General features: G+C 72.6%; 18 protein-coding genes. 4 read left to right on the top strand and 14 right to left on the bottom strand.

Annotated elements, in window-relative coordinates; translation table 11 throughout:
- Positions 1 to 15: 15 nt before the first annotated feature.
- The gene (locus tag WMF34_RS33305; RefSeq protein WP_157907079.1) at positions 16 to 357 is read right to left on the bottom strand and encodes a hypothetical protein; all 342 of its coding nucleotides are present in this window, start codon (positions 355 to 357) and stop codon (positions 16 to 18) included.
- Between the two features lie 125 nt (positions 358 to 482).
- Between WMF34_RS33305 and WMF34_RS33300 the strand changes: the two genes are divergently transcribed.
- The 3 genes from WMF34_RS33300 to WMF34_RS33290 all read left to right on the top strand — a co-directional run bounded on the left by WMF34_RS33300 (position 483) and on the right by WMF34_RS33290 (position 5141).
- Positions 483 to 3419, top strand: a complete 2937-nt coding sequence (locus tag WMF34_RS33300) for a TIGR03960 family B12-binding radical SAM protein (RefSeq protein WP_437990332.1) — start codon at positions 483 to 485, stop codon at positions 3417 to 3419.
- Positions 3420 to 3529: 110 nt separating this feature from the next.
- The gene (locus WMF34_RS33295; RefSeq protein WP_012239134.1) at positions 3530 to 4219 is read left to right on the top strand and encodes a sensor histidine kinase; all 690 of its coding nucleotides are present in this window, start codon (positions 3530 to 3532) and stop codon (positions 4217 to 4219) included.
- A gap of 58 nt (positions 4220 to 4277) precedes the next feature.
- Positions 4278 to 5141: a Uma2 family endonuclease gene (locus tag WMF34_RS33290; RefSeq protein WP_012239133.1), complete on the top strand. Its 864-nt coding sequence runs from the start codon at positions 4278 to 4280 to the stop codon at positions 5139 to 5141.
- A 23-nt stretch (positions 5142 to 5164) separates the two neighbouring features.
- On the opposite strand, the gene WMF34_RS33285 is transcribed toward WMF34_RS33290, so the two are convergent.
- The 4 genes from WMF34_RS33285 to WMF34_RS33270 form a co-directional block, all read right to left on the bottom strand.
- Positions 5165 to 6373: a vWA domain-containing protein gene (locus tag WMF34_RS33285; protein ID WP_437990331.1), complete on the bottom strand. Its 1209-nt coding sequence runs from the start codon at positions 6371 to 6373 to the stop codon at positions 5165 to 5167.
- A 2-nt stretch (positions 6374 to 6375) separates the two neighbouring features.
- Positions 6376 to 7215, bottom strand: coding sequence for an AAA family ATPase (locus tag WMF34_RS33280; RefSeq protein WP_437990330.1), 840 nt, complete (start codon positions 7213 to 7215; stop codon positions 6376 to 6378).
- Between the two features lie 47 nt (positions 7216 to 7262).
- Positions 7263 to 8402, bottom strand: a complete 1140-nt coding sequence (gene clsB / locus WMF34_RS33275; RefSeq protein ID WP_231864373.1) for a cardiolipin synthase ClsB — start codon at positions 8400 to 8402, stop codon at positions 7263 to 7265.
- 175 nt (positions 8403 to 8577) lie between these two features.
- Positions 8578 to 9441: a helix-turn-helix domain-containing protein gene (locus WMF34_RS33270; protein ID WP_157907078.1), complete on the bottom strand. Its 864-nt coding sequence runs from the start codon at positions 9439 to 9441 to the stop codon at positions 8578 to 8580.
- Between the two features lie 690 nt (positions 9442 to 10131).
- Between WMF34_RS33270 and WMF34_RS33265 the strand changes: the two genes are divergently transcribed.
- The gene (locus WMF34_RS33265; protein WP_437990329.1) at positions 10132 to 10695 is read left to right on the top strand and encodes an ExbD/TolR family protein; all 564 of its coding nucleotides are present in this window, start codon (positions 10132 to 10134) and stop codon (positions 10693 to 10695) included.
- Positions 10696 to 10725: 30 nt separating this feature from the next.
- Here WMF34_RS33265 and WMF34_RS33260 read toward each other — a convergent pair whose 3' ends face one another.
- Genes WMF34_RS33260 through WMF34_RS33220 form a run of 9 tightly spaced genes read right to left on the bottom strand, consistent with a single transcriptional unit; the run spans position 10726 to position 20655 of the window.
- A complete protein-coding gene (locus tag WMF34_RS33260; RefSeq protein ID WP_012239127.1) occupies positions 10726 to 11307 on the bottom strand; it encodes a hypothetical protein in 582 nt (193 codons plus the stop codon).
- 29 nt (positions 11308 to 11336) lie between these two features.
- Positions 11337 to 12173: a hypothetical protein gene (locus tag WMF34_RS33255; RefSeq protein ID WP_437990328.1), complete on the bottom strand. Its 837-nt coding sequence runs from the start codon at positions 12171 to 12173 to the stop codon at positions 11337 to 11339.
- Entirely contained in the window at positions 12170 to 14113 is a 1944-nt protein-coding gene (locus WMF34_RS33250; protein WP_437990327.1) for a BatD family protein, read from the bottom strand. The genes WMF34_RS33255 and WMF34_RS33250 overlap by 4 nt, the downstream gene beginning before the upstream one ends.
- The gene (locus tag WMF34_RS33245; protein ID WP_437990326.1) at positions 14110 to 15204 is read right to left on the bottom strand and encodes a tetratricopeptide repeat protein; all 1095 of its coding nucleotides are present in this window, start codon (positions 15202 to 15204) and stop codon (positions 14110 to 14112) included. Before WMF34_RS33245 ends, WMF34_RS33250 begins: the two co-directional genes overlap by 4 nt.
- Entirely contained in the window at positions 15191 to 16345 is a 1155-nt protein-coding gene (locus tag WMF34_RS33240; RefSeq protein WP_437990325.1) for a vWA domain-containing protein, read from the bottom strand. Before WMF34_RS33240 ends, WMF34_RS33245 begins: the two co-directional genes overlap by 14 nt.
- The gene (locus WMF34_RS33235) at positions 16342 to 17487 is read right to left on the bottom strand and encodes a VWA domain-containing protein (protein ID WP_012239122.1); all 1146 of its coding nucleotides are present in this window, start codon (positions 17485 to 17487) and stop codon (positions 16342 to 16344) included. The genes WMF34_RS33240 and WMF34_RS33235 overlap by 4 nt, the downstream gene beginning before the upstream one ends.
- Complete coding sequence (locus WMF34_RS33230) at positions 17484 to 18767, bottom strand: hypothetical protein (protein WP_437990324.1); 1284 nt, start codon at positions 18765 to 18767, stop codon at positions 17484 to 17486. Before WMF34_RS33230 ends, WMF34_RS33235 begins: the two co-directional genes overlap by 4 nt.
- On the bottom strand, positions 18764 to 19672 hold the full coding sequence (locus WMF34_RS33225) for a DUF58 domain-containing protein (RefSeq protein WP_012239120.1): 909 nt from the start codon (positions 19670 to 19672) through the stop codon (positions 18764 to 18766). The genes WMF34_RS33230 and WMF34_RS33225 overlap by 4 nt, the downstream gene beginning before the upstream one ends.
- Positions 19669 to 20655 carry an AAA family ATPase gene (locus WMF34_RS33220; protein WP_012239119.1) on the bottom strand — a complete coding sequence of 329 codons (987 nt, stop codon included), beginning with the start codon at positions 20653 to 20655 and terminating at the stop codon, positions 19669 to 19671. Before WMF34_RS33220 ends, WMF34_RS33225 begins: the two co-directional genes overlap by 4 nt.
- Positions 20656 to 20730 lie beyond the last annotated feature (75 nt).

Here is a 20730-nt window from a genome sequence, read left to right as displayed (position 1 = left end):
CGCTACGGCTCGCGCCTAGGCGTCGGTGTTCCTGTCGGCGGCGAGGAGACTCTGTACGGCGTAGGGCACCGACTCGACGCCGGCGAGCTCGGCGAGGGCGTAGGCGATGTGCTCGCGGCTCGCGTGCGGCGGGATGCCGACGATCGCCCAGGAGCCGCCCTCGCCGCGCTGCAGGTTGCTCCCGCGCTCGACGCGCATCGCGGCGATCGCGGGGTAGACGGCCACCGTCATCCGCTTCGGCCGGAGGCGGTCCAGCGTGCGCATGGCGAAGGCGATCCGGTCGAACTCGCTGGGGTCCCGGTACTCGACGTGCCTCGCCCGGTCGATCTCCACATGATGGGCATCACGCTCGCGCACGTCGTGAGCATAGCCCAAGCGGACCGCCGCGCCGCTCCGGCCTGCGGCCCCGGACGGCGGCTCGAGCTGGCTCGAGCGAGCCGCGGGTGCCGGCGCCGGCCGGCCATGCTACGCGCCGAAGCGCCATGGACAGCCTCCCCCTGCTCGCCGATCACCCGTACGCCTCCTTCCTCGATCAGGTGGAGAAGCCCGCGCGCTACGCGGGCGGCGAGGTCGGCTCGGTCGTGAAGGACTGGGCGTCGGTCGAGGCGCGCGTCTGCCTGGCATTCCCGGATGTCTACGACATCGGGATGAGCCACCTCGGCTTCAAGATCCTCTACAAGCTGCTGAACGACGACCCGCGCACGCTGGCCGAGCGCTGTTATACGCCCTGGGTCGACATGGAGGCCCAGCTCGTGAAGCGCGGGCTGCCGCTCGTGTCCCTCGAGTCCGCGCGCCCGCTCAGGGACTTCGACGTCGTGGGCTTCTCCCTGCAGTTCGAGCTCACGTACTCCAACATCCTCACGATGCTGCACCTCGGCGGCGTCCCGCTGCGCGCGGCGGACCGCGGCGAGGACGACCCGATCGTGATCGCGGGCGGCCCGACGGCGACCCACCCCGAGCCGATCGCCCCCTTCCTCGACGCCATCGTCATCGGCGACGGCGAGGAGAAGGCGACCGAGGTCGCCCTCGCGTGGGCGCGGCTCAAGCGCGAGGGCGTGCCGCGGCGCGAGCGGCTCGCCGCGATCGCGCGCCTCGGCGCCGTCTACGTGCCCTCGCTCTACGCGACCCGGCTCGACCCCGACACCGGCTTCGAGGTCGTGGACCGCCCGCTCGCCTCCGGGATCCCGTTCCCGATCGAGCGCGCCCTCGTCGACCTGAACAGGTACCCGTTCCCCGACGAGAGCCCCACGGGCGGGCCCGAGGCCATCTTCGACCGCATGTCGATCGAGATCGCCCGCGGCTGCACCGAGGGGTGCCGCTTCTGCCAGGCCGGCATGATCTACCGGCCCGTCCGCGAGCGCGATCCCGAGCAGATCGTCGACACCGTGATGCGCGCGGTGCAGAGGTCCGGCCAGGACGAGGTCTCGCTCACGGCGCTGTCGACCGCCGACGTCTCGTGCATCTCGCCGCTCATCAAGAAGGTCACCGAGCGCCTCACCGCGGAGCGCATCTCGCTCGGCGTGTCGTCGCTGCGCGCCTACGGGCTCGAGCCCGACCTGCTCGACGAGCTCAAGCGCGTGCGCGCGACCGGCCTCACCTTCGCGCCGGAGGCGGGCACCCAGCGGATGCGCGACGTCGTGAACAAGAACGTCACGGAGGAGCAGCTCCTCGAGACGGCCGAGCGCGTGTTCAGCCGGGGCTGGGGCAAGATGAAGCTCTACTTCATGATCGGCCTGCCGACCGAGACCGACGAGGACGTGCGCGGCATCGTCGAGACGGGCGCCCGCGCGGCCGGCGCCGGGAGGAGGGCGGCGGGCAAGGGCAAGCCGGTCGACGTGACGGTCAGCGTCTCGACCCACGTGCCCAAGCCTCACACGCCCTTCCAGTGGGCGGCGATGGACACGCTCGGCGAGGTCGGGCGCAAGCAGCAGCTGCTCAAGGACACGGTGCGGCCGTACCGCGCCGTCACGCTGAAGACCCACGAGGCCCACGCCAGCGTCCTCGAGGGCATCTTCGCCCGCGGCGACCGCCCCCTCGCCGACGTCCTCGAGCGGGCCTGGCGGCGCGGCGCCCGCTTCGATTCGTGGGAGGACAAGCTCGATCTCGCCGTGTGGGAGGAGGCGTTCACGCACGTCGGCGTCGACCGCGCGAAGTACCTCGGCACCCTCCCGGTGACGGCGCGGCTGCCCTGGGATCACATCGACGTCGGCCTCGAGGAGGGCTTCCTCGCGAAGGAGTACAGGAAGGCGCTCCAGAGCCGCCTCAGCCCGCCGTGCGGCAAGGTCGCCGGCATGTTCGTCCACCACACGAACGTCGACGACGCCAAGGCCGACGCGCGGCGGCTCGTCTGTTACGACTGCGGCGTCGCCTGCGACATGACGCAGATGCGCGAGGAGCGGCTCACCTTCCTCGATCGGCTCGGCGCCCACCGGCGCTCGCTGCCGGTGCTCACCGACGCAGCCGCCGCGCCGCCCGCGGCCGCCGCGCCGCCCGCGGCCGCCGCGCCGCCCGCGGCCGCCGCGCCGCCCGCGGCCGCCGCGGGTCCCTCTGGCGCGCGTGCGCCGAAGGGGCGCGGCGGCTTCCGCTACCGCTTCCGCTTCGAGAAGGCCGGGCCGATGGCGCTGCTCGGCCACCTCGACGTCGTGCGCGAGCTGCCCCGCGTGCTCCGGCGCGTCGGCGCGCCGATGACCTACACAGCGGGCTTCCACCCGAAGCCCGACATGACCTTCTCGCCGGCGCTCTCGCTCGGCGTGATCAGCCTCGACGAGTACGTCGACCTCCGCCTCGAGCGCGACCTCGATCCCGCCGCGCTCGACGCGCTCGTCGCCGCGATGTCGGCCGCGAGCCCGCGCGGGCTCGTGTTCAGCGGCGCCGTCAAGCTCGGCCCGGAGGACCCGTCCCTGAGCAAGCTCATCGCCGGCGCGCGCTACGCGCTCGCCTTCGCGCGCTCCGCGATCGGCGGCGACGCGGAGGCGCTCCTCGCCGCCCGCTGCAGCGCCGCCCTCTCGGCGGCGTCGCTCCCGATCCGCCGGGAGATCGACCGGCTCGCCAAGATGGTCGACGTGCGCCAGTACCTCGTGCGGGCCGAGGTCGGCGGGCCCGAGGTCCACGCGGCGCTCGCGCGCGCCGGGCTCGTCGGCGATCTCGTCGCCCTCGAGGTCGAGGTCGATATCCGCGGCTCGGGTGCGGTGAAGTCGTCCGAGGTCGCGGCGGTGATCACGGGAGAGCCGGGGGAGGCGCCGGGCGCGATCACGCCGCCGCCGCACCGCGCCGTGCGGCTTCAGCTGTTCGGCCGTACCTCGCCGGCGGGCTCCGCAGCGGGCGAGCGCTTCTCGCTCTTCGATCTCGAGCGGGCGCGCCGCGTCAAGCCGGCTCCGGAGCGAACGCCGGCCCTCCCGCTCGCCGCGGACGCCGAGTGAGCCAGCCCGGGACGGTCGTGTCGTAAAGATCCTCCCGGCGGCGGCGGGGCGCGGAGCTTGGAGCGCGCGCGGGCGATCGCTCGGGGATCGGCTACGCTGCGCTTTGCTTTATGGAAAAGGACGCTCACGAGACGGCGTGCTGCGCGGCGCGCCTGGCCGCGGCGGGGGCGGTCGGCGCGAGCGTCGCCCACGAGCTGCGCAACGCCCTCGCGGTCGCGGAGTCGTCGCTCTACCTGGCGCAGCGCGACCTCGACGATCGGCCTCGCCTGCTGCGCCACCTCGACCGGGTGACGTGCGAGATCCGCAAGGCGCACGAGGTCATCGGCAGCGTCCTCGGGCTGGCGCGCGGCGAGCCGCTGCGGCGCGAGCCGGCGCACCTCGGCCGGCTCATCGAGGGCGCGCGGCACGCGCTGGTGCTGCCCACGGCGGTCCGGTTCGAGGTCGCCGTCGCGCCGGCCGACCTCACGCTCCTGTGCGACCCGATCCTGCTCGAGCGCGTCTTCTCGAACCTCTACCTCAACGCGATCGAGGCGTTCGACGAGGGGTCCGGCGGTGTGATCGTCACGCGGGCGTGGAGGGGCGACGAGCGCACGCACCTCGAGATCGAGGACAACGGCCCTGGCGTTCCTCCGTGCGTGGCCGACCACCTCTTCGAGCCGCTCGTGACCGCCAAGGTGAAGGGGACCGGCCTCGGCCTCGCGCTGAGCCGGGTCATCGTCGAGGCGCACGGCGGCGAGATCACCGCGACGGCGGGCCGGTGCGGGGGCGCGGCGTTCCGCATGTGGTTGCCGAACGCGTGACGGGCGCGGAGCGTGGCGAGCTCCCCGGGGCGCATCCCCGGCGTGCTATCGTCCCCTCATGCAGGTGAAGCGCCGGACGGCGGAGCGCGGCCCTTTCCGCGCGGAGCACCTTCGCGCAGGGGATCCGTACGAGCTGTCGAACGGCCACCCCGTCTACTGCGCCCCCACGGGGGGGCGTGCCTCGGGGCCGAACCACCTGGGCAGCTCGGTCGTGGGGTGGGACCCGGCGGTCAAGGAGGTGGGCGTGGACACGGGGTACTCCCCGGATCCGGGCACCCTCCGGGCGCCGGACGTCGCGGTGGGGAACGTGCCCGACAGGCCGGGCTGGGTGAAGGGCGTGCCGGAGCTCGCGATCGAGTACGCCGACGTGGGGCAGGACGAGGAGGCGCTGAAGGAGAAGATCGCCGACCTGCTCGAGGCCGGTACGAAGCTCTTGTGGGTCGTGCGCCTCACCGGTCCACGGCGGGTCGAGGTGCACGAGCCCCGCCGGAAGGTGCGCGTCGCGCTCCCCGGGGAGCTGCTGAGCGCGCCGGGCATCCTGAAGAACGCGGTCCGGGTCGAGGCGCTCTACGACCGAAGCGAGGCGGAGAAGAGCACGCTGACCAACCTCCTCCAGCGGCGCGGATACGAGGATCTCGACGCCGTGCTCGATGCAGGGCGCGAGGAAGGCCGCGAGCAGGGGCGCGAGGAAGGCCGCGAAGAGGGGCGCGAGGAAGGCCGCGAAGCGGGGCGCGAGGAGGGGATCCTCGAGGGCAAGCGCGACGCGCTGAGGCGTGTCCTCGCTCGGCGAGGATTGCGGCTCACGAAGGCGGCCGCCGCGAAGATCTCGTCGTGCAGGAGCGAGCGCGAGCTCGACCTCTGGCTCGACCGCGCCCTCGTCGCGTCGGCCACGGCGGAGGTGTTCGGCCGCGCGGGCCGTTGACCTGGGCCCGCGCGCCGCGCGGATCAGGCGCGGCCGCGGCCGCGGCCGCGGACGAGCTCGGCGATGGCCTCTCCTAGGCCCTCCAGCGTCAGCGCGAACATCGGGAAGATGCTCTTGATCGCGTCGACGGTCGGGTGGGGGTAGGGGCCGATCCCGTCCGGGTTCAGCCACACGGCGCGGTCGAAATGGTCGCGCAGCATCATCAGCCAGGCGACGCCGGGCAGCCGCGCGTCGGGGTCGAACGAGGAGCCCGCGCCGCCGCCGGAGCCCGACGAGCCGAGCAGCTCGTAGGGCGCCATCGAGGCGTCTCCGACCATCACGAGCTTGTGGTGCTTGCCGCACTCGCGGAGGAGCTCGCGCACCGGGACCGGGTCGAGGAGCCCCTCGGTCCTGAAGACCCTCTCGTAGACGCAGTTGTGGAAGTAGTAGCTCCTCAGCTCCTTCCAGTGCGTCGCGCGCTTCGCCGCGCTGAAGAGCTGCGACACGAGCGCGGCGCTGGGATCCATCGAGCCGCCCACGTCCATCATCAGGATCACGCGCGTGTTCGGCCGGCGCGGGGGCCTCGTGACGATCTCGATCTCGCCCGCGTTCCTGGCCGTCGCGTCGATCGTCGCCTCGATGTCGAGCTCGCGATCGCCGCCCTCGCGCGCGAAGGCGCGCAGCTTGCGCAGCGCCACCTCGATCTGGCGCACGTCGAGCGTGACATCGCTGCGGTAGGGGCGGTAGCGGCGGGCGTCGGCGTTCTGCACGGCGCCGCTGCGCCCGCCCGCGGGGCCGCCGACCTGGATGCCGCTCGGATGGAAGCCGCCGCGGCCGAACGGTGAGGTGCCGCCTGTCCCGATCCACCGGTTCCCACCGTCGTGGCGCTCGCGCTGCTCGCGGAGGCGCTCCTCGAACCGCCGGAGCACCTCCTCCAGATCGAGCTCCTCGATCATCGCCCTCTCCTCGTCCGAGAGGGCGCGCATCTTGATGGGATCCCGGAGCCACGAGAGGAGCTCTTCCGTCACCGCCTTGGCCTCCACGTGCACGCCGCGGAAGTGCTGGGCGAACGCCAGATCGAAGTCGTCGAGGTGCGCCTCCGAGTGGACCAGCATCGCCCGCGCGACGTGGTAGAAGCCCTCGAGCGAGCTCTCGTGGAGGCCCGCGGCGAGCGCGCGCGCGAGGCCGACGGCCTCCTGGGCGCCGACCGGGACCTTGCGGGCCCGGAGCTCGTAGAGGAACGCGACGAACATCGCTACGACCGGAACCGCCTGCCGCCCGCCAGCTGATCGGCCAGCGCGACCAGGTCCTGCTCCTTCTTGAGCAGCGCGCCGAGGAACGGCAGCGCCTTGTCGAGCTTCACCTCGCCCACGCCCGCCCTCCGCAGGACGGCGATCCAGTCGATGAGCTCGCTCGTCGAGGGGCGCTTCCGGATCCGGGTGTTCTTCCGGATCTCGTAGAAGACCTGCATCGCCTGGTCGGCGAGCGCCCGATCGAGATCGGGGTGGTGGACGCGGATGATCTCCCGCATGAGCTCGGGCTCCGGGAAATCGATGAAGTGGAAGACGCAGCGGCGCAGGAACGCGTCCGGCAGCTCCTTCTCGTTGTTGCTGGTGATGATGACGACGGGCCGCTCGCGCGCGGCGATCTCGTCGCCGGTCTCGGCGATGCGGAAGCGCATCCGATCGAGCTCGTGGAGGAGATCGTTCGGGAACTCGAGGTCCGCCTTGTCGACCTCGTCGATGAGGAGCACGGCGCGCGCCGAGGCGTTGAACGCCTTACCGAGCGGGCCGAGCTTGATGTACCGGCGGATGTCGCGGACGTCGCCGTCGCCGAAGCGCGCGTCGTAGAGCCGCTGCACGGTGTCGTAGACGTAGAGCCCGTCCTGGGCCCGCGTGGTGCTCTTGACGTGCCAGGTGATGAGCTCGGCCGACAGGCTCCGCGCGATGGCCTCGGCGAGCAGCGTCTTGCCGGTGCCGGGCTCTCCCTTGACGAGGAGCGGCCGCTCCAGGACCAGCGCGCAGTTGACGGCGGCCTCGAGCGCCTCGCTCGTGAGGTAGCGTTCGGTGCCGCGGAAGCGGCGGAAGTCGGACATGCCGGAACGGTAGCACCCCCCGCCGAGCGCGGCGGACCGCGCGGGGATCAGAGCCAGTCGCGCGCGAGGTAGGCCGTCCACGAGGCGGCCCGCTCCCAGAGGGGGCGCTCGGCCCAGCGCGCGGCGGTGATCTCGTGGCAGTGGGCGAGGTCGTCGGCGAACATCCGCTCCATCGCGCCCGCGAACCCGCGGTGCGAGACGACGGCGTTCACCTCGAGGTTCATGCGGAGCGACTGGCTGTCGAGGTTGGTGGAGCCGACGGTGGACCAGAGGCCGTCGATGACCGCGGTCTTGGCGTGAAGGACGCGGCCGCGCCACTCGAACATGCGGGCGCCGGCGTCGAGGAGGTGGCCGTAGATCGCGCGCGACGCGAGCAGGACCGCGGGCACGTCGGTGGTGCCGGCGACCATGATCCTGACGTCGACGCCGCGGCGGGCCGCGGAGGAGAGCGCGTGGATGATCCGGAGCGGCGGCAGGAAGTACGCGTTGGTGATGAAGATCCTGCGCCGGGCGCGCTCGATGGCGTGCCGGTAGGCGTCGCGGATGCCGTGGCGGTGCCTGCGGCGGGGGAGGTCGTTGCTGATGATCTGGACGGCGGGGTCGGGCCTGCGCTCGGCGTAGCCGTAGCGCTCGTCGTCGATGGGGGCGCCGCCCGTGCGCTGCCACGTGCGCAAGAAGAAGTACTGGAGCTCGGCGGCGGCGGGGCCCTCGATGCGGAGATGGGTATCGCGCCAGTCGGCGCCGCCATCCTCCGGAGCCGCGTAGTCGTCGGAGAGGTTGAGGCCGCCCGTGAAGGCGATCGCACCGTCGACGATGAGCGCCTTGCGGTGGTCGCGGCGGGCGACCTTCCCGAGCGGGGCGGAGAGGTCGAGGGGGCGGAAGGCGTGGGGCCGGACGCCGGCGCGGCGGAGCTCGTCGAGGAAGGACGACGAGACGGAGGAGCCCCAGGCGTCGAACAGGACGTTCACCTCGACGCCGGCCGCCGCCCGCTCCATGAGCGCCTCGGCGAAGCGCTGGCCGGTCCGATCGACCCGGAGGATGTACGTCTCGAGGCAGATCGTGCGCCGGGCGCGGGCGATGGCCTCGAGCATGGCCGGGTAGGTCTGCGCGCCGTCCTTGAGGAGCGCGAGGCGGTGCGCGCCGACGGTCATCTCGGCGAACGCGGGCGCGGGAGGGGGCTGGGACATGCGGCGGGGCCAGGCTGCCCGGGACGAGGCGGCGCGATGATAGCGCGGACGGGCGCGTGGCGCCCCGGCGTGATGCTTGGCCGGCGTCGGTCAGCGAGAAGAGGAGCGCCGGAAGGCGTGATTCTCCTCTCGGCGTCCTTGGCGCCTCGGTGATCCGGGCTGTCGAGCGCCCCGATCAGCCCGTCTTCTCGATGTACGTCATCACCAGGTACAGGATGACCTGCTGATCGGTCGGGTTCCTGTACTGATGGGGCACGTCGGCGTCGAACATGATCGCGTCGCCGGTCGCGAGCACATGGCGCTCGGCGCCGACGACCATCTCCAGCGTCCCGGCGGTCACCACGAGGTTCTCCACGGTGCCCGGCGGGTGAGGATCCGCGTGTTCGGTGGCGAGAGGCGCGAGCGTGATCTCGTAGAATTCGACGGTCCTCGGCACGTCGAACGGGAACAGCGCGCGGGACGTGAACGAGCCGTCATGCGACGTCAACACCTTGGCGCGCGCGGCCAGGATGAGCGATGTGCCGCCGAGCGACTGGTCGCTGATCAGCGCCGAGAAGGGCACGCCGAGCGCCCGCGCGATCTTCCAGAGCACGTTGATCGTCGGCGTGCTCTGGCCGAGCTCGATCTGGCTGAGCATCGCCCGGCTCACGCCAGACGCCTTTGCCAGCCGCTCGAGGGAGAGCCCACGCTTGGTCCGGAGGCGACGCAGGTTGGCCCCGACGATGCCAGTGAGCGCCGAGGAGGCGTCCTGCGGGGCCATCTCGTAGGCCCAGGCGTCTCCAGACGCCTCGTCCACGTCCCGCTGCGGCGCTTCTCCGTTGGTTCCGTCGGTGCGGCTGGAGTACGAGCTCGCGGGGCCAGCGAAGCTCTCCGGCCTGCGGTGCGAGCGCGGTCCAGCCGGCGGAGGGGGTCGCCCCGTCGATGCGGCGGACGCTTGCACGCCGTTCTGATAGCCCTCCACGGGCAACGACGCGCCGAGCCCATCGCCGGAGACCAGCCCGGGCGAGCTCCGCGGCGTGTTCTGACGGACGGATTTCATCGCACCTGCCAGATGGGCATCCACGTCCAGATCGGGAACCACCAGAGGACGACCGGTATGGTCAAAGAGCTTTCCGATGACATCGGCCTGTTGCTCTCGGGAACATGCTTGTTCCGAGCCGCCCGCCGCTGCTGCCGGTATTCCTCGAGGTCGATCACTTGAGCACTCTGGGGGCGCATCCGCTTCACCTCCAACCCGTAGGTACATCATCCGTTATAACGGATTGTCTGTCAAGAGACAGATCGGCCATGACGCACGAGGGGCGGCACGCTGCGTTGACCCGAGGACGGCACGACGCCCTCTCGTCCACGGCGCGAGGTTGCCGTATCTTCGCTTACGCCGAAGAAATCGAGCTTCTCATCCGCCCTTTCCATGTTCAGGGCGCCCGAGGATGAGGCTGCTCGATAACGACGCGTTGCGTCTTTTTTTGAGCTGGGCGGATCGAAGCGCCTCCGAAATAGTGGACGATACGGAGCGTGGGCCGCCCGAGGGATTGCTCGTCGCGCTCTGCCCTCATCGGGATCGCCGGCGCGGTCCACGCGCGCGAGAGGTTCACCCGTGGCGGGGGGAGCGGACGTTGGTGCTTTCCAGGAACATCCGGCGCGCGCCGCCCTCTGTCCTCCTATCTCGCAGCGCGGCCGCGGAGCTGGCCAGTGCGCGGCGACAACACGAGCACACGAGGAGGCAGCCATGGCGGGCGTCGACGTGGGAGGTGGCGAGAGGCGGGCGCGAAACAGCGAGATCAACATGATTCCGTTCATCGATCTGCTGATGGTGACCATCGCCTTCCTGCTGATCACGGCGGTGTGGGTCACGAGCTCGCGGCTCAAGACCAGCGCGGATGTGCCTGCCGCCACGGGGTGCGGGGAGGAGTGCCAGAAAGAGCCTCTCAGGACGATGCACGTCCATGTCGGCGAGGACCGGTTCAACCTCGTGTGGAAGCAGGGCGCGACCGTCCTGAGCGAGGTGAGCGTCCCCAAACGTCCTGTCGAGATCGGCGGGGCGGGAGCCACCGCGATCCGTTACAGAGAGCTCGGCGAGGCCATCCGGCGCGAGTGGGAGCGGAGCGGCGAGCACCGCGCCCCGAGCGACCGCCGCGCCGATCAAGCCGTGCTCCACAGCGACAACAAGACGCCGTTCCGTGAGCTCGTCGCCGTGCTCGACGCGATCAATGCCCCGCGCCGAACCGTCCTCCTCGAGGACGGCCGCAGCGCCGAGATGCCAGCCTTCCTGGCCACCTTCTCCGCACGTTGAGGGCGGTGGTCGCGAGACGGGGGAAACGCGTTATGCGGTGAACTCGGTCGTCAGCGCTACCCAGTTCGAGGGCGGGCGGACGGCGTAGCTCAGCGCCAGGACCTCGATCAGCACCACCCGGTAGATCGCGTGGACGTCGTCGACGTCGACCTCGTGCGCGTTCGCCTCGAGCGCCGCGTCGAGGTGCTCCTGCACGAAGGCGAGGACGTCGGGCTGCTCCATCGCGATGACGTCGTCCGAGTCGACCGCCTCGGCAGGATCGTGGAGGCGGATCTGCTCGTCCAGGTTCAGCGACTCCTCGACGCCCGTGAGCGCCGTCTCGGTGACCTCGTCGAGGTCCTGACCGAACAGCTCGTCGAAGGCGAGCCAGATCGCCAGCGTCAGGAAATAGCCGAGGGCGAGCGCCGTCTCGTCGAGCGGGCCGGACAGCACCGAGGAGATCCGGTCCGCGAGCGCAGGCTGCGTCTGCTCGAAGCGCGTGAACGCGTCGTCGAGCTGCTTGCGCGAGTCGTCGTCATCCTCGGCGAGCTGATCCTCGATCTCGGACAGGACGCGCGCCGGCACCTGAGCGTACGAGGGGACGGGGCGAATGGCTGCGCGGCGTACCCACACGCGGACAACCTAGCACACGATGGCGCGGCTCATGGAGCGAGCAACCGGATGCTCGACACCGGAGCCCAGCCCTCGGTGGCGCCCCAGCGGACCTCCGCGAGCCCGCCCGATCTCCTGCCGACCTCGACCGACGCGCCCTCGGGGATCGCGCTCTGCTCCGCGCGGGGCAGCGCGCGCCCGTCCTCGTCGAGGAGCCGGACCTCGGGGACCACCACGACGCCAGCCCGGGTCGTGAGGCGGAGCTGCCGCGCCGCATAGGTGAGCGGCACCAGCGCGAGCAGCGCGACGAGCGCCGTCGGCGCAAGGACGCTGCCCGCGACGTGCGCAGGACCGGCAGGGCGGCGCCGCAGGACCACGCCCAGGGCGAGGAGCAGCGACGCGAGGAGCGCGGCCGCCGCCCAGGTGCGCTCCGAGGCGAGGCCGACGATGACCCGGCCGAGCGTCGGGCGCACGTCGACCGCATCCGTGGCGCGGCGCGAGCGCCGGCGGGTGATCTCGGCGCGCACGAGATCCAGCGCGTGATCCGCGTCGGCGTCGCCGGGGCGGAGCCGCAGCGCCTCCTCGAACGCGGCCGCCGCCCGGCCGAGGTCTCCCGGGCGATCCGCGCCCTCGCGGACGCGCGTGACGTAGGCGAGCCCGCGGTTATAGCTCGCGTCCGGGTGCACGAAGCCGCGGTCGGCGAGCAGCTCGAACGTGTCGATCGCCGCGCCGTACTCGCCGCGGCCGAGCGCGGCCGTGCCCTCCTGGAACAGCGCCTCCGGGGGCTCCGCCGGCTGCGCGCGCGCCTCGCTCGACGGCAGCGCCAGCGCGAGGCTTCCGGCGAGGAGGAGCGCGCCGGCGAGGGGGCGCGTGCGGCGGCCGTTCACGCGGGCTTCCATCGCGCGAGCTCGGTCACGACGGCGCGGCTCTGCTCGACGAGCGCCGCGGCGGCGGCGCCGCCGCCCTCCTGCGCGGTCGGCTCGAACCGGATCGCCTCGCACGCGGCCAGCGCCTCGCAAGCGCGCGACGAGAGCGGCCCGGGGACGCCGCGCCGGCCGAGCTCGCCCGGGAGCTCCGCGAGCAGGACGCCGCGCGAGCGGAGGCCCGTCGCGGACTCGATCGCCCGGTGCACCGCGCGCTCGATCGCCGCGGCCGTCGCCCCGAGATCCCCCTGCGCGGCCGCCTCCTCCGCTTCGCGCTGGGCGATCGCCGCGAGCCGGGCGGGCGAGGTCGCGCCCGCCGCGCGGCGATCGCGGGCCCGGCGCAGGAGCCGATCGCCCGCGCCGAACAGCGTCACGACGAGCGGCGGCGCGGCCAGGAGCAGCCAGAACGGCGCGCCGTCGAGGGGCAGCGTCGCGGGCGGGGCGTGCGGGCCGAGCGACGTGCGGAGCCCCGGCATGCCGGCGAACGGCTCGCCCCGGCCAGCGCCGTCGCCCCCGGCGCGAGGCGCCCCGGACGGCGGCCCGGACGACGCCGGAGGGGCCACCGGGCTGACCTGGACGACGCCGAGCTCGGCGCGCTCGACAACGTAGCGCTTCTGCGCCGGATCCCAGTAGGGGAGCTCGATCTTCCCGAGATCGACCGCGCCGCTCTCCTGGATCCGGACGACGTAGCCGAACGATCGGGTGCCGCCGATCGCGCCGCCGCGCGGCTCGATCGCGTCGCGCTTCTCCGGGTCGAGCCACTCGAGCCCGGTCCGCTCCGGCACCCGGAGCGACTGGGGGAAGTTGCCGGTGCCCGCGATCTGCACGGTCACGGCCACCGAGCCGCCCTGCTCGATCTGGCGCGGCTGCACCGTCGCCTTGAGCGTGAACTGACCGACGTCGCCGACGACATAGCCGGACGGGCGGCCGGCGAGGGGCGGCTCCGTGACCTTGACGACGACGTCGTTCGATTCGCGCAGCACGCGCGCGCCGATCCGGCGCCCGCTGATGCGCGTCTGCATGCTGCCCGTGTGCAGCTCGCCCGTCTTCAGCGGGAACAGCGCCAGCTTGTCGACGAGGCGGGCCGCGTAGCGGTGCCCGCCGACCCGCGTGTACACGGGCCGCTCGTTGCGGGGGTCCTCGAGGAGCGGGTGGCGAAGGAAGTCCGCGGCGGGCGCCGCGCGGGGCTCGGTCATCTCGGCGTTCTCGCGGAAGTACAGGTAGAACGAGACCGTGACCTGCTCGCCGACCACCGCGGCCGTCTTGTCGGGAATGGCGCGAAGGAACACCACCGGGTCCGGCTCGCGCGGCATCGCCAGCTCTGTCGCCTCGGGCTCGGGCTCTTCCTGGGTCGGCTCGTCGTCGAAGAGGCCGCCCGAGCCGCCGAACGGCCACGGGAAGCCCTGCAGCGGGCCGCCGGGCAACAGGAACGGGTTGTTCGGCCGGCGAGGCCGCCCGCTCGCCGGCGCGACCTTGATCATGATCGGGGCCGCCGGCAGGCGCCTGCCGTTCCACGAGATCGTCGGCCCCGGGATGGTGTAGCGGCCGGGTTTGTTCGCGACGATCTGCCACGTCGCGCTGATGCCCAGCTGCGTGATCATGACGCCGCCCCCGAGCTGGGTCTTCATCTGCGTCCCGATGCTCGGGCCGGAGACGATGGAGAGGTCGGGCGGGACACGCAGCTCCGGATCGGAGGGCATGCCGGCGCCGCGCTCGACGAGCGCCTTCACCTCGACCGTGAACGGCTCGCCGACCTCGACGTCGGTGGAGCTCGCGCGCGCGGAGAGCTCCGGCTGCTGCTGGGCGCGCGCGCGGAGCGGGGCGATCAACGCGAGCAACGCCACGAGCAGCGCGGTCGCGAGCGGCGCGAGGCGCGGGGGGGCGAGCGCGAGCGGGCGCGTCACTTGTCCTCCATGCCGCGGCCGCGCCGCATGCCGGCCTTGTTCTTCGCTTCCTGCTCCTGGTACGTCGGCGCCTCCTCGAGCTGGTCGAGGATGCGATCGTCCTGCCGACCGGTCTGCGGCGGCTCCTGGGGCTGCTCGCGCGGCGGCTCGGGTTGCTCGGGTGAGCCGGCGTCGGGCGTCTGGTCCTGCGGGCCAGCGTCAGGGCTCTGATCCTGGTCGCCGCCGTCGTTGCCCGCGTCCTGGCCGCCGCCGTCGTCGCCCGCGTCAGGCTCTCCGCCGTCGTCGCCCGCGTCCTGGTCGCCGCCGTCGTCGCCCGCGTCGGGCTCGGCGTCGGGCTCGGCGTCCGGCGGCGCGTCGGGCTCGGCGTCGGGCGGCGCATCGGGCTCGGCGTCCGGCGGCGCGGCGTCCTTCTGGTCCTCGATGCGCCGCAGGGCGATCGCCCGGTTCCAGGCCGCGTCCCGGCCGACGCCGTCGCCGCCGGCCTCCTCGAGGACCCCGGGGATGATGGCCAGCGCCTGATCGTAATACGTCACGGCGTCCTCGTACTTGCGCCGCAGGAACTCGAGGTTGCCGGACAGGTAGCGGGCCCGCGCGCGCAGATCGGCCGGCACGCTCGGATCGGCCCCGATCGCCTTCAGGAGGATCAGCGCGCAGTCGATCTCGATCCCGCGCAGCGCGTCGCGCTGCTCCTGCTCCGGCCCGCCGTCCGCGAGCTCCTCGTCGCCGAACCGATGACCGTAGCGCTCGGCCAGGTGGAACAGCGTCAGCCCGAGATCGAACGAGCCGTTCGGCTTCTGGCGCACGGAGTCCGGCAGCCCGATGCCGGCGTCGCTGCACGGGCCCGTCCCCAGGTAGCTCGCGAGGGCCTGCTCGGCAGACTCGAGGTTGCCCGCGTCGAGATCGCGGATCGCCTGGTCGACCGCCGGCGCGTTCCGCTCGAACGGGGACGTCGGATCCCACCCGCTGCACCCGGTCGCCGCGGAGAACGCGGCCCCCGTGAGGCACGCGGCGGCGAGCCCGATCGCGATCCAGCGCCCGCGGCGCGCGAAGAACCCGGCGAGATCCACGCGCTTGCGATCACGACGCGGCATGCGGCCCTCCCGCGTTGCCCCCAGGAGCCTGCCCCGCTCCCGCCCCGAGGTCCGCGCCGAGCGGGCGCCCCTTCAGCAACGCGGCGCGCTTCGGCGCGGCCTCGGGGCGCGCCGCCACGAAGCGACGGCGCGGAGCGTCCTTGAGGAACACCTCGGCGATGAGGAGCAGGATCGCGAGGCCGAGCGGGTAGAAGTAGACGTCCGCGTAGACCGTCTCGACCCGCTCCGAGAGCTCGCTCTTCATCTGCCGCCTGAGCTCCGCGGCGATCGTCTCGATGCCCGTGGTCCCCTTCTCCGCGCGGATGATCTGCCCGCCCGGCGTCGCCTGCGCGATCGACGCGAGCTGCTGCTCGCCCGACAGCGACAGCTCGGTCGTGAGCGGCTTGCCCTGGCGATCCGTCCGCCACCCGACGATGCGGCCGTCCTGGCCGATCTCCGGGATCGGCTCCGGCGTGCGCCCGCCGATCTGGACGACGTGGATCGTCGTGCCCTGGGCGCCGATCGCCTGGGCGACGCTCAGCGGGTAGCCCTCGAGGTCCTCGCCGTCCGTGACGAGCAGGATGATCCGCTTGTGCTCGGCGGACTTCGGATCGCGCTTCAGGAGCTCGTTCGCCTGGTCGAGCGCGCGCGCGATCGCCGTGCCGCCGATCGGCATGTCGTTCGGGTCGAGCTGGCGGAAGAACTGCGCGATCGCCGCGCCGTCGGCGGTCAGCGGGAAGCCCATCGGCTCGCCGGCGAACGCGACCGCGCCGAAGCGCGCGCCCTCGAGATCCTTGATGAGGCGGGCGACCTCGACCTTCGCCCGGAAGATGCGGGACGGCTCGACGTCGCGCGCGTACATGCTCTTCGAGTAGTCGAGCACGACCACCACGTCGACGTTGGTCGCCGGCACGAGCCGCGTGCCTTTGCCGTACTGGGGGCGCGCCGCGGCCACGAACGCGAGCGCCGTCGCGAGCACGAGCAGCACGCCCTTCCAGGCGCGGCGCTTCGCCGGATCGGCGGTCGTGAGCGCCTTCACGCGATCCTCGTCGCCGAAGCGCCTGATGGCGCGCGCCACGCCGAAGCCGCCCAGGATGAGCAGGAGGCCGATCAGCGCGGCGAACGCCGTCCCGAGCAGGAACCAGGGGGCCGCAAAGTTCACGGGAACCTCCGGAGCAGCCAGGCGCGCAGGAGCGCGTCGAGCCCGATCAGGAACACCCCGGGCAGGAGCAGGAACGGGAAGAGATCCTCGTACGCGGCGCTCGACGCCTCGAAGCGGGTCTTCTCCAGCCGGTCGAGCACGTCGTGCATGCTGTCCGCGAGCGCCTTCGCGTCGGTCGCCACGTACGACGCGCCGCCGGTCTTCTGCGCGATCTCCTGGAGCAGCGCGGGGTTCACCGGGAAGCGGTGGCGCACGTAGCGCGGCTGCCCGAAGAGATCGATGCCGTCCTCGACCTCGACCTCGTCGTCGGTGCCGATCTGGATCGTATAGACCTTCGCGCCGAGCGAGGTCGCGAGGTGGGTCGCGTACTCGGGGGAGATGGCCCCGGCGTTCGAGTCGCCGTCGGTCAGGAGGATGACGACCTTGGACTGCGCGTCGCTCCTGCGCAGGCGGGCGACCGCGGTGCCGAGCGCGTCGCCGATCGCCGTCGCGCTGCCGTCGATCACGTTGAGCGTCATCTGCGAGACCATCTGCGTCAGCAGGTGGTAGTCGAGCGTCGGCGGCGACAGCACGTAGGCGGCCTTGCCGAAGACGACGACGCCGAGGCGATCGGTCCTCCTGCGGCTGATGAAGTCCTGGAGGACGAGCTTGGCCGTGTCGAGCCGGGTCAGCCGCTTGCCGCGCGGCAGCTTGGGCTGGCCGGGGAGGTCGCTCGCCCGCGCGTCGAGGATCGCGCGCATCGAGCCCGACAGGTCGAGCGCCACGACGATGTCGATGCCCTTGTCGTCCGAGCGCTGCTCGCGGAGCACGCTGACCGGCCGCCCCATCGCGAGGACGAGCAGCGCGAGCGCCACGGCGCGCAGCACGCCCGGCAGGTCGCGCAGGTGGCTGCGCAGGCCGCGCGGCCCGCGCGCGAGCGGCGCGACCGTGCCGAGCCGGAGCCGCGGCCTGCGCGCGTCCTCCGCGAAGATGCCCCAGTACCAGACGACGGGCACCGCGACGAGCGCGAGCAAGAACCACGGGTTCTGCCAGCTCGCCGAGGGCCAGGCGTCGCGGCGCGCGACGTAGGGGTACACGCAGGCGAGCGCGGCGACGGCGAGCGTCGCGATGAGGGCGAGCGCTGCGCGCTTCGTGCGGCTCAAGGCGCCTCCTCTCCCTCTGGCGCCCGGGACGGGCGAGCAGGCTCTGGCGCCCGGGACGGGCGAGCGGGCGGCTGCTGCCCGCCGGCGGGCGAGCTGCGGGGGCCGGCGCCGTCGCCGGGCCGCGCCGCCGGCGGGGTCGTGCGGTGCACGATGTTCTCGCCGTCGTCGAGCGCCGTGAGGCAGTCGGCCTCGCTCGGCTGGAGGCGCGCGAACTTCACGAGGTCGCAGTCGGCGAGGAACCGCGCGATCTGCGGCAGCACCGGCACGGGCGGGCGCACCCGCGCGAGCAGATCCCGCATCTCGTCGCTCGTTGTCTCGAGGCCGTCGAAGCCGTACCGCGCGCCGAGGTACTTGCGCACGCAGTCGCTCACGCGGTCGAAGTACTCACCGGTCCGCCCCTCGCCGAGCAGGTCGGAGCGCCGGAGCGCCTCGAGCTCCTCGAGCGCGGCGATCCACGGCAGCTTGGGCGGCGGCGCGGCCACCACGCGGGGCCGGCGCAGCCAGCGCCGGACGAGCCACGCCACGAGCAGCCCGAGCGCCGCGCCGATGAGGATGCCGGCCGTGAGCTGCTTCGCGAGCACCCACTCCTCCCGCTGCGGCCGCGGCGGCGGGTTCGGCTTCACCTTGGGGTCCCGCTCGTTGGCGATCGGGTCCTCGATCACGATCTCGTGCGGCCGGGTGCAGACGGTGACGAGCTCCCCGCTCGCGCGGGACACGGCGATCGGCACCGGCGGCAGCAGGAGGGCGCTCCTCCCGGGCTCCTTGGGCAGCGGGACGAACGGGATGACGAGCCGGGTCGTGGCGCCCGCGTCGGTCGCCGTCGTCGCGCTGGTCGGCCCCGCGCCCGCGTCGGCCTCCGGCAGGACGAACCCCGCCTTCTGGATCGCGCGCGCGGCGTCGCTGTCGCCCTGGACCTTGAAGCCCTCCGGCAGCACCGTCTCGCCCTTGCCGTGCGTGACCGTGATCTCGAGGTGGGCCGCGTACCCGCTGAACCCGTTCTTCGGGAACGTCTCCTCGATCCGGGGGCGCGTCGCGCCGGGCGGCACGTGCTCCGCGCACGAGGCCCACACGCTTCCGCCGCGCTCCGTGGCTGCCGGCGCCGCGGCTGCCGGCGCCGGGGCCGGCGGCGGCGGGGTGTCGTCAGCGGCGGGCCCTCCGGCGCCGCCGGCGTCCGGCTGCGATCGTGCCGGCGACGCGCACGCGAGCGCCGCCGCCAGCGCGGCCCACGCGAGCGGGCTCGCGCCGCGCGCGGCGCGGACCGCCGAGCGACGCGCCCTCATCGCCTGAGCCTCCGCGCCCGCTTGGCGAACAGGTCGCGCAGCGGGCTCACGAAGCTCTCGCCGGTCTTCACCACCACGGCGTCGAGCGCGAGCTTCTTGAACAGCTTGTCGCGGTCGCTCCGGAGCTTGCGCATGGCGGCGCGGTAGTGGTCGCGCACCGCCCGGTCGCCGGTGTCCACCACGACCTCTTCCCCGGTCTCCAGGTCCTCGAACGTCGCGAGCCCCACGTCGGGCAGCTCCTCGTCGCGCGGGTCGACCAGCATCACCGGGATCACGTCGTGCTTGGCGCTCGCGAGCGAGAGCGAGCGCTCGAAGCCGGAGGCGAAGAAGTCGCTGATCACGAAGGCCACGCTCCTCCGCTTGGCCACCTTCACCAGCGTCTCGAGCGCGAGCTTCAGGTTCGTCCCCGTGTACTTCGGCTCGTGCCCGAGGATCTCCCGGATGACGCGCATCACGTGCTTGTCCCCCTTCTTCGGCGGGACGAGCTTCTCGATGGCCTCGGTCGCGAGCACGAGGCCCACGCGATCGTTGTTCTTGATGGCGCTGAAGGAGCAGAGCGCGGCGATCTCGGCGGCGACGCGCGCCTTCGACGCGCGCCGCGTGCCGAACTGCTCGCTCTGCGAGGCGTCGACGACCAGCATGACGGTCATCTCCCGCTCCTCGACGAACACCTTCACGAACGGCTCGCTCATGCGGGCCGAGACGTTCCAGTCGATCCAGCGCACGTCGTCGCCGGGCAGGTAGGCGCGCACCTCGCGGAACGAGAGCCCTTGGCCCTTGAAGACGGACGAGTACGTCCCGGAGAGCTGCTCGTTGGCGAGCCGTTGCGTCCGGATCTCGATGCGCCGGAGCTGCTTCAGGAGCTCCGGCGGCAGCGGGTTCTTCGAGCCGGAGGCCTTGATCACGGCACCTCGACCACCTCGAACACGCGCCGGACGATCTGCTCGGACGTGACCTCCTCGGCCTCCGCCTCGTAGGTCAGGACGACCCGGTGCCGGAGCACGTCGGGGCCGATCGCCTTCACGTCCTCCGGCGTGACGTAGCCCCGGTGGCGCAGGAAGGCGTGCGCGCGCGCCGCGAGCGCCAGCGCGATCGAGGCGCGCGGGCTCGCCCCGTACTCGATGAGGCTGCTCAGCTCCCGCATCCCCTTCTGCCCGGGCTCGCGCGTCGCGAAGACCACGTCCACGATGTAGTCCTTCACGCGATCGTCCATGTACACGTCGCGCACGACCTTGCGCGCGGACACGAGCTCCTCGGGGGTCGTCACCTTCGCGGCCTTGCCCTCGACCACCCCCGTCGTGCGGTCGATGATCTGCCGCTCCTCGGCCCGCGCGGGGTACCCGACCTTGACCATGAGCATGAACCTGTCGACCTGCGCCTCCGGGAGGCGGTAGGTCCCCTCCTGCTCGATCGGGTTCTGCGTCGCCATGACCACGAACGGGCTCGGCAGCGGGTAGGTCGTGTCGCCGATCGTGACCTGCCGCTCCTGCATCGCCTCGAGGAGCGCGCTCTGCACCTTCGCCGGGGCGCGGTTGATCTCGTCGGCGAGCACGAGGTTCGCGAAGATCGGGCCCAGCTTGGAGGTGAAGTCGCCCTTCTGGTGGTTGAAGATGACGGTGCCGATGAGGTCGGCGGGCAGCAGATCCGGCGTGAACTGGATCCGCGAGAACTTCGCGTGGATGGCGTCGCAGAGCGTCCGCACCGTGAGCGTCTTGGCGAGGCCCGGCACGCCCTCGAGGAGGACGTGCCCCCCGGTGAGCAGCCCGATGAGGATGCGCTCGATCATGTACGTCTGGCCGACGATGACCTTGCCGACCTCGCTCAGCAGGGTGTCGATGAAGGCGCTCTCTTTGGCGACCAGCTCGTTCAGGGCGCGTACGTCGTGCATAACGGGTGGGAGCTCATAGCAAGCCCGGCCGCCCGAGGACAACCGGCGCCGATCGAATATTCCTCGGCGCGAGGC

It is taken from the genome of Sorangium sp. So ce145, from assembly GCF_051525985.1.
GTDB lineage: Bacteria > Myxococcota_A > Polyangia > Polyangiales > Polyangiaceae > Sorangium > Sorangium cellulosum_B.
The sequence above is the reverse complement of the archived record's forward strand: the minus strand, read 5'-3'. Positions and strand labels throughout refer to the sequence as shown.

Bases quoted from the DNA above. Each gene is read 5' to 3' on its own strand.
- WMF34_RS33290 (WP_012239133.1), top strand. From the start codon at position 4,278: ATGCAGGTGAAGCGCCGGACGGCGGAGCGCGGCCCTTTCCGCGCGGAG.
- WMF34_RS33220 (WP_012239119.1), bottom strand. From the start codon at position 20,655: ATGCACGACGTACGCGCCCTGAACGAGCTGGTCGCCAAAGAGAGCGCC.
- WMF34_RS33270 (WP_157907078.1), bottom strand. From the start codon at position 9,441: ATGAAATCCGTCCGTCAGAACACGCCGCGGAGCTCGCCCGGGCTGGTC.
- WMF34_RS33245 (WP_437990326.1), bottom strand. From the start codon at position 15,204: ATGCCGCGTCGTGATCGCAAGCGCGTGGATCTCGCCGGGTTCTTCGCG.
- WMF34_RS33285 (WP_437990331.1), bottom strand. From the start codon at position 6,373: ATGTTCGTCGCGTTCCTCTACGAGCTCCGGGCCCGCAAGGTCCCGGTC.
- WMF34_RS33300 (WP_437990332.1), top strand. From the start codon at position 483: ATGGACAGCCTCCCCCTGCTCGCCGATCACCCGTACGCCTCCTTCCTC.
- WMF34_RS33265 (WP_437990329.1), top strand. From the start codon at position 10,132: ATGGCGGGCGTCGACGTGGGAGGTGGCGAGAGGCGGGCGCGAAACAGC.
- WMF34_RS33280 (WP_437990330.1), bottom strand. From the start codon at position 7,215: ATGTCCGACTTCCGCCGCTTCCGCGGCACCGAACGCTACCTCACGAGC.
- WMF34_RS33230 (WP_437990324.1), bottom strand. From the start codon at position 18,767: ATGAGGGCGCGTCGCTCGGCGGTCCGCGCCGCGCGCGGCGCGAGCCCG.
- WMF34_RS33295 (WP_012239134.1), top strand. From the start codon at position 3,530: ATGGAAAAGGACGCTCACGAGACGGCGTGCTGCGCGGCGCGCCTGGCC.
- clsB (WP_231864373.1), bottom strand. From the start codon at position 8,402: ATGTCCCAGCCCCCTCCCGCGCCCGCGTTCGCCGAGATGACCGTCGGC.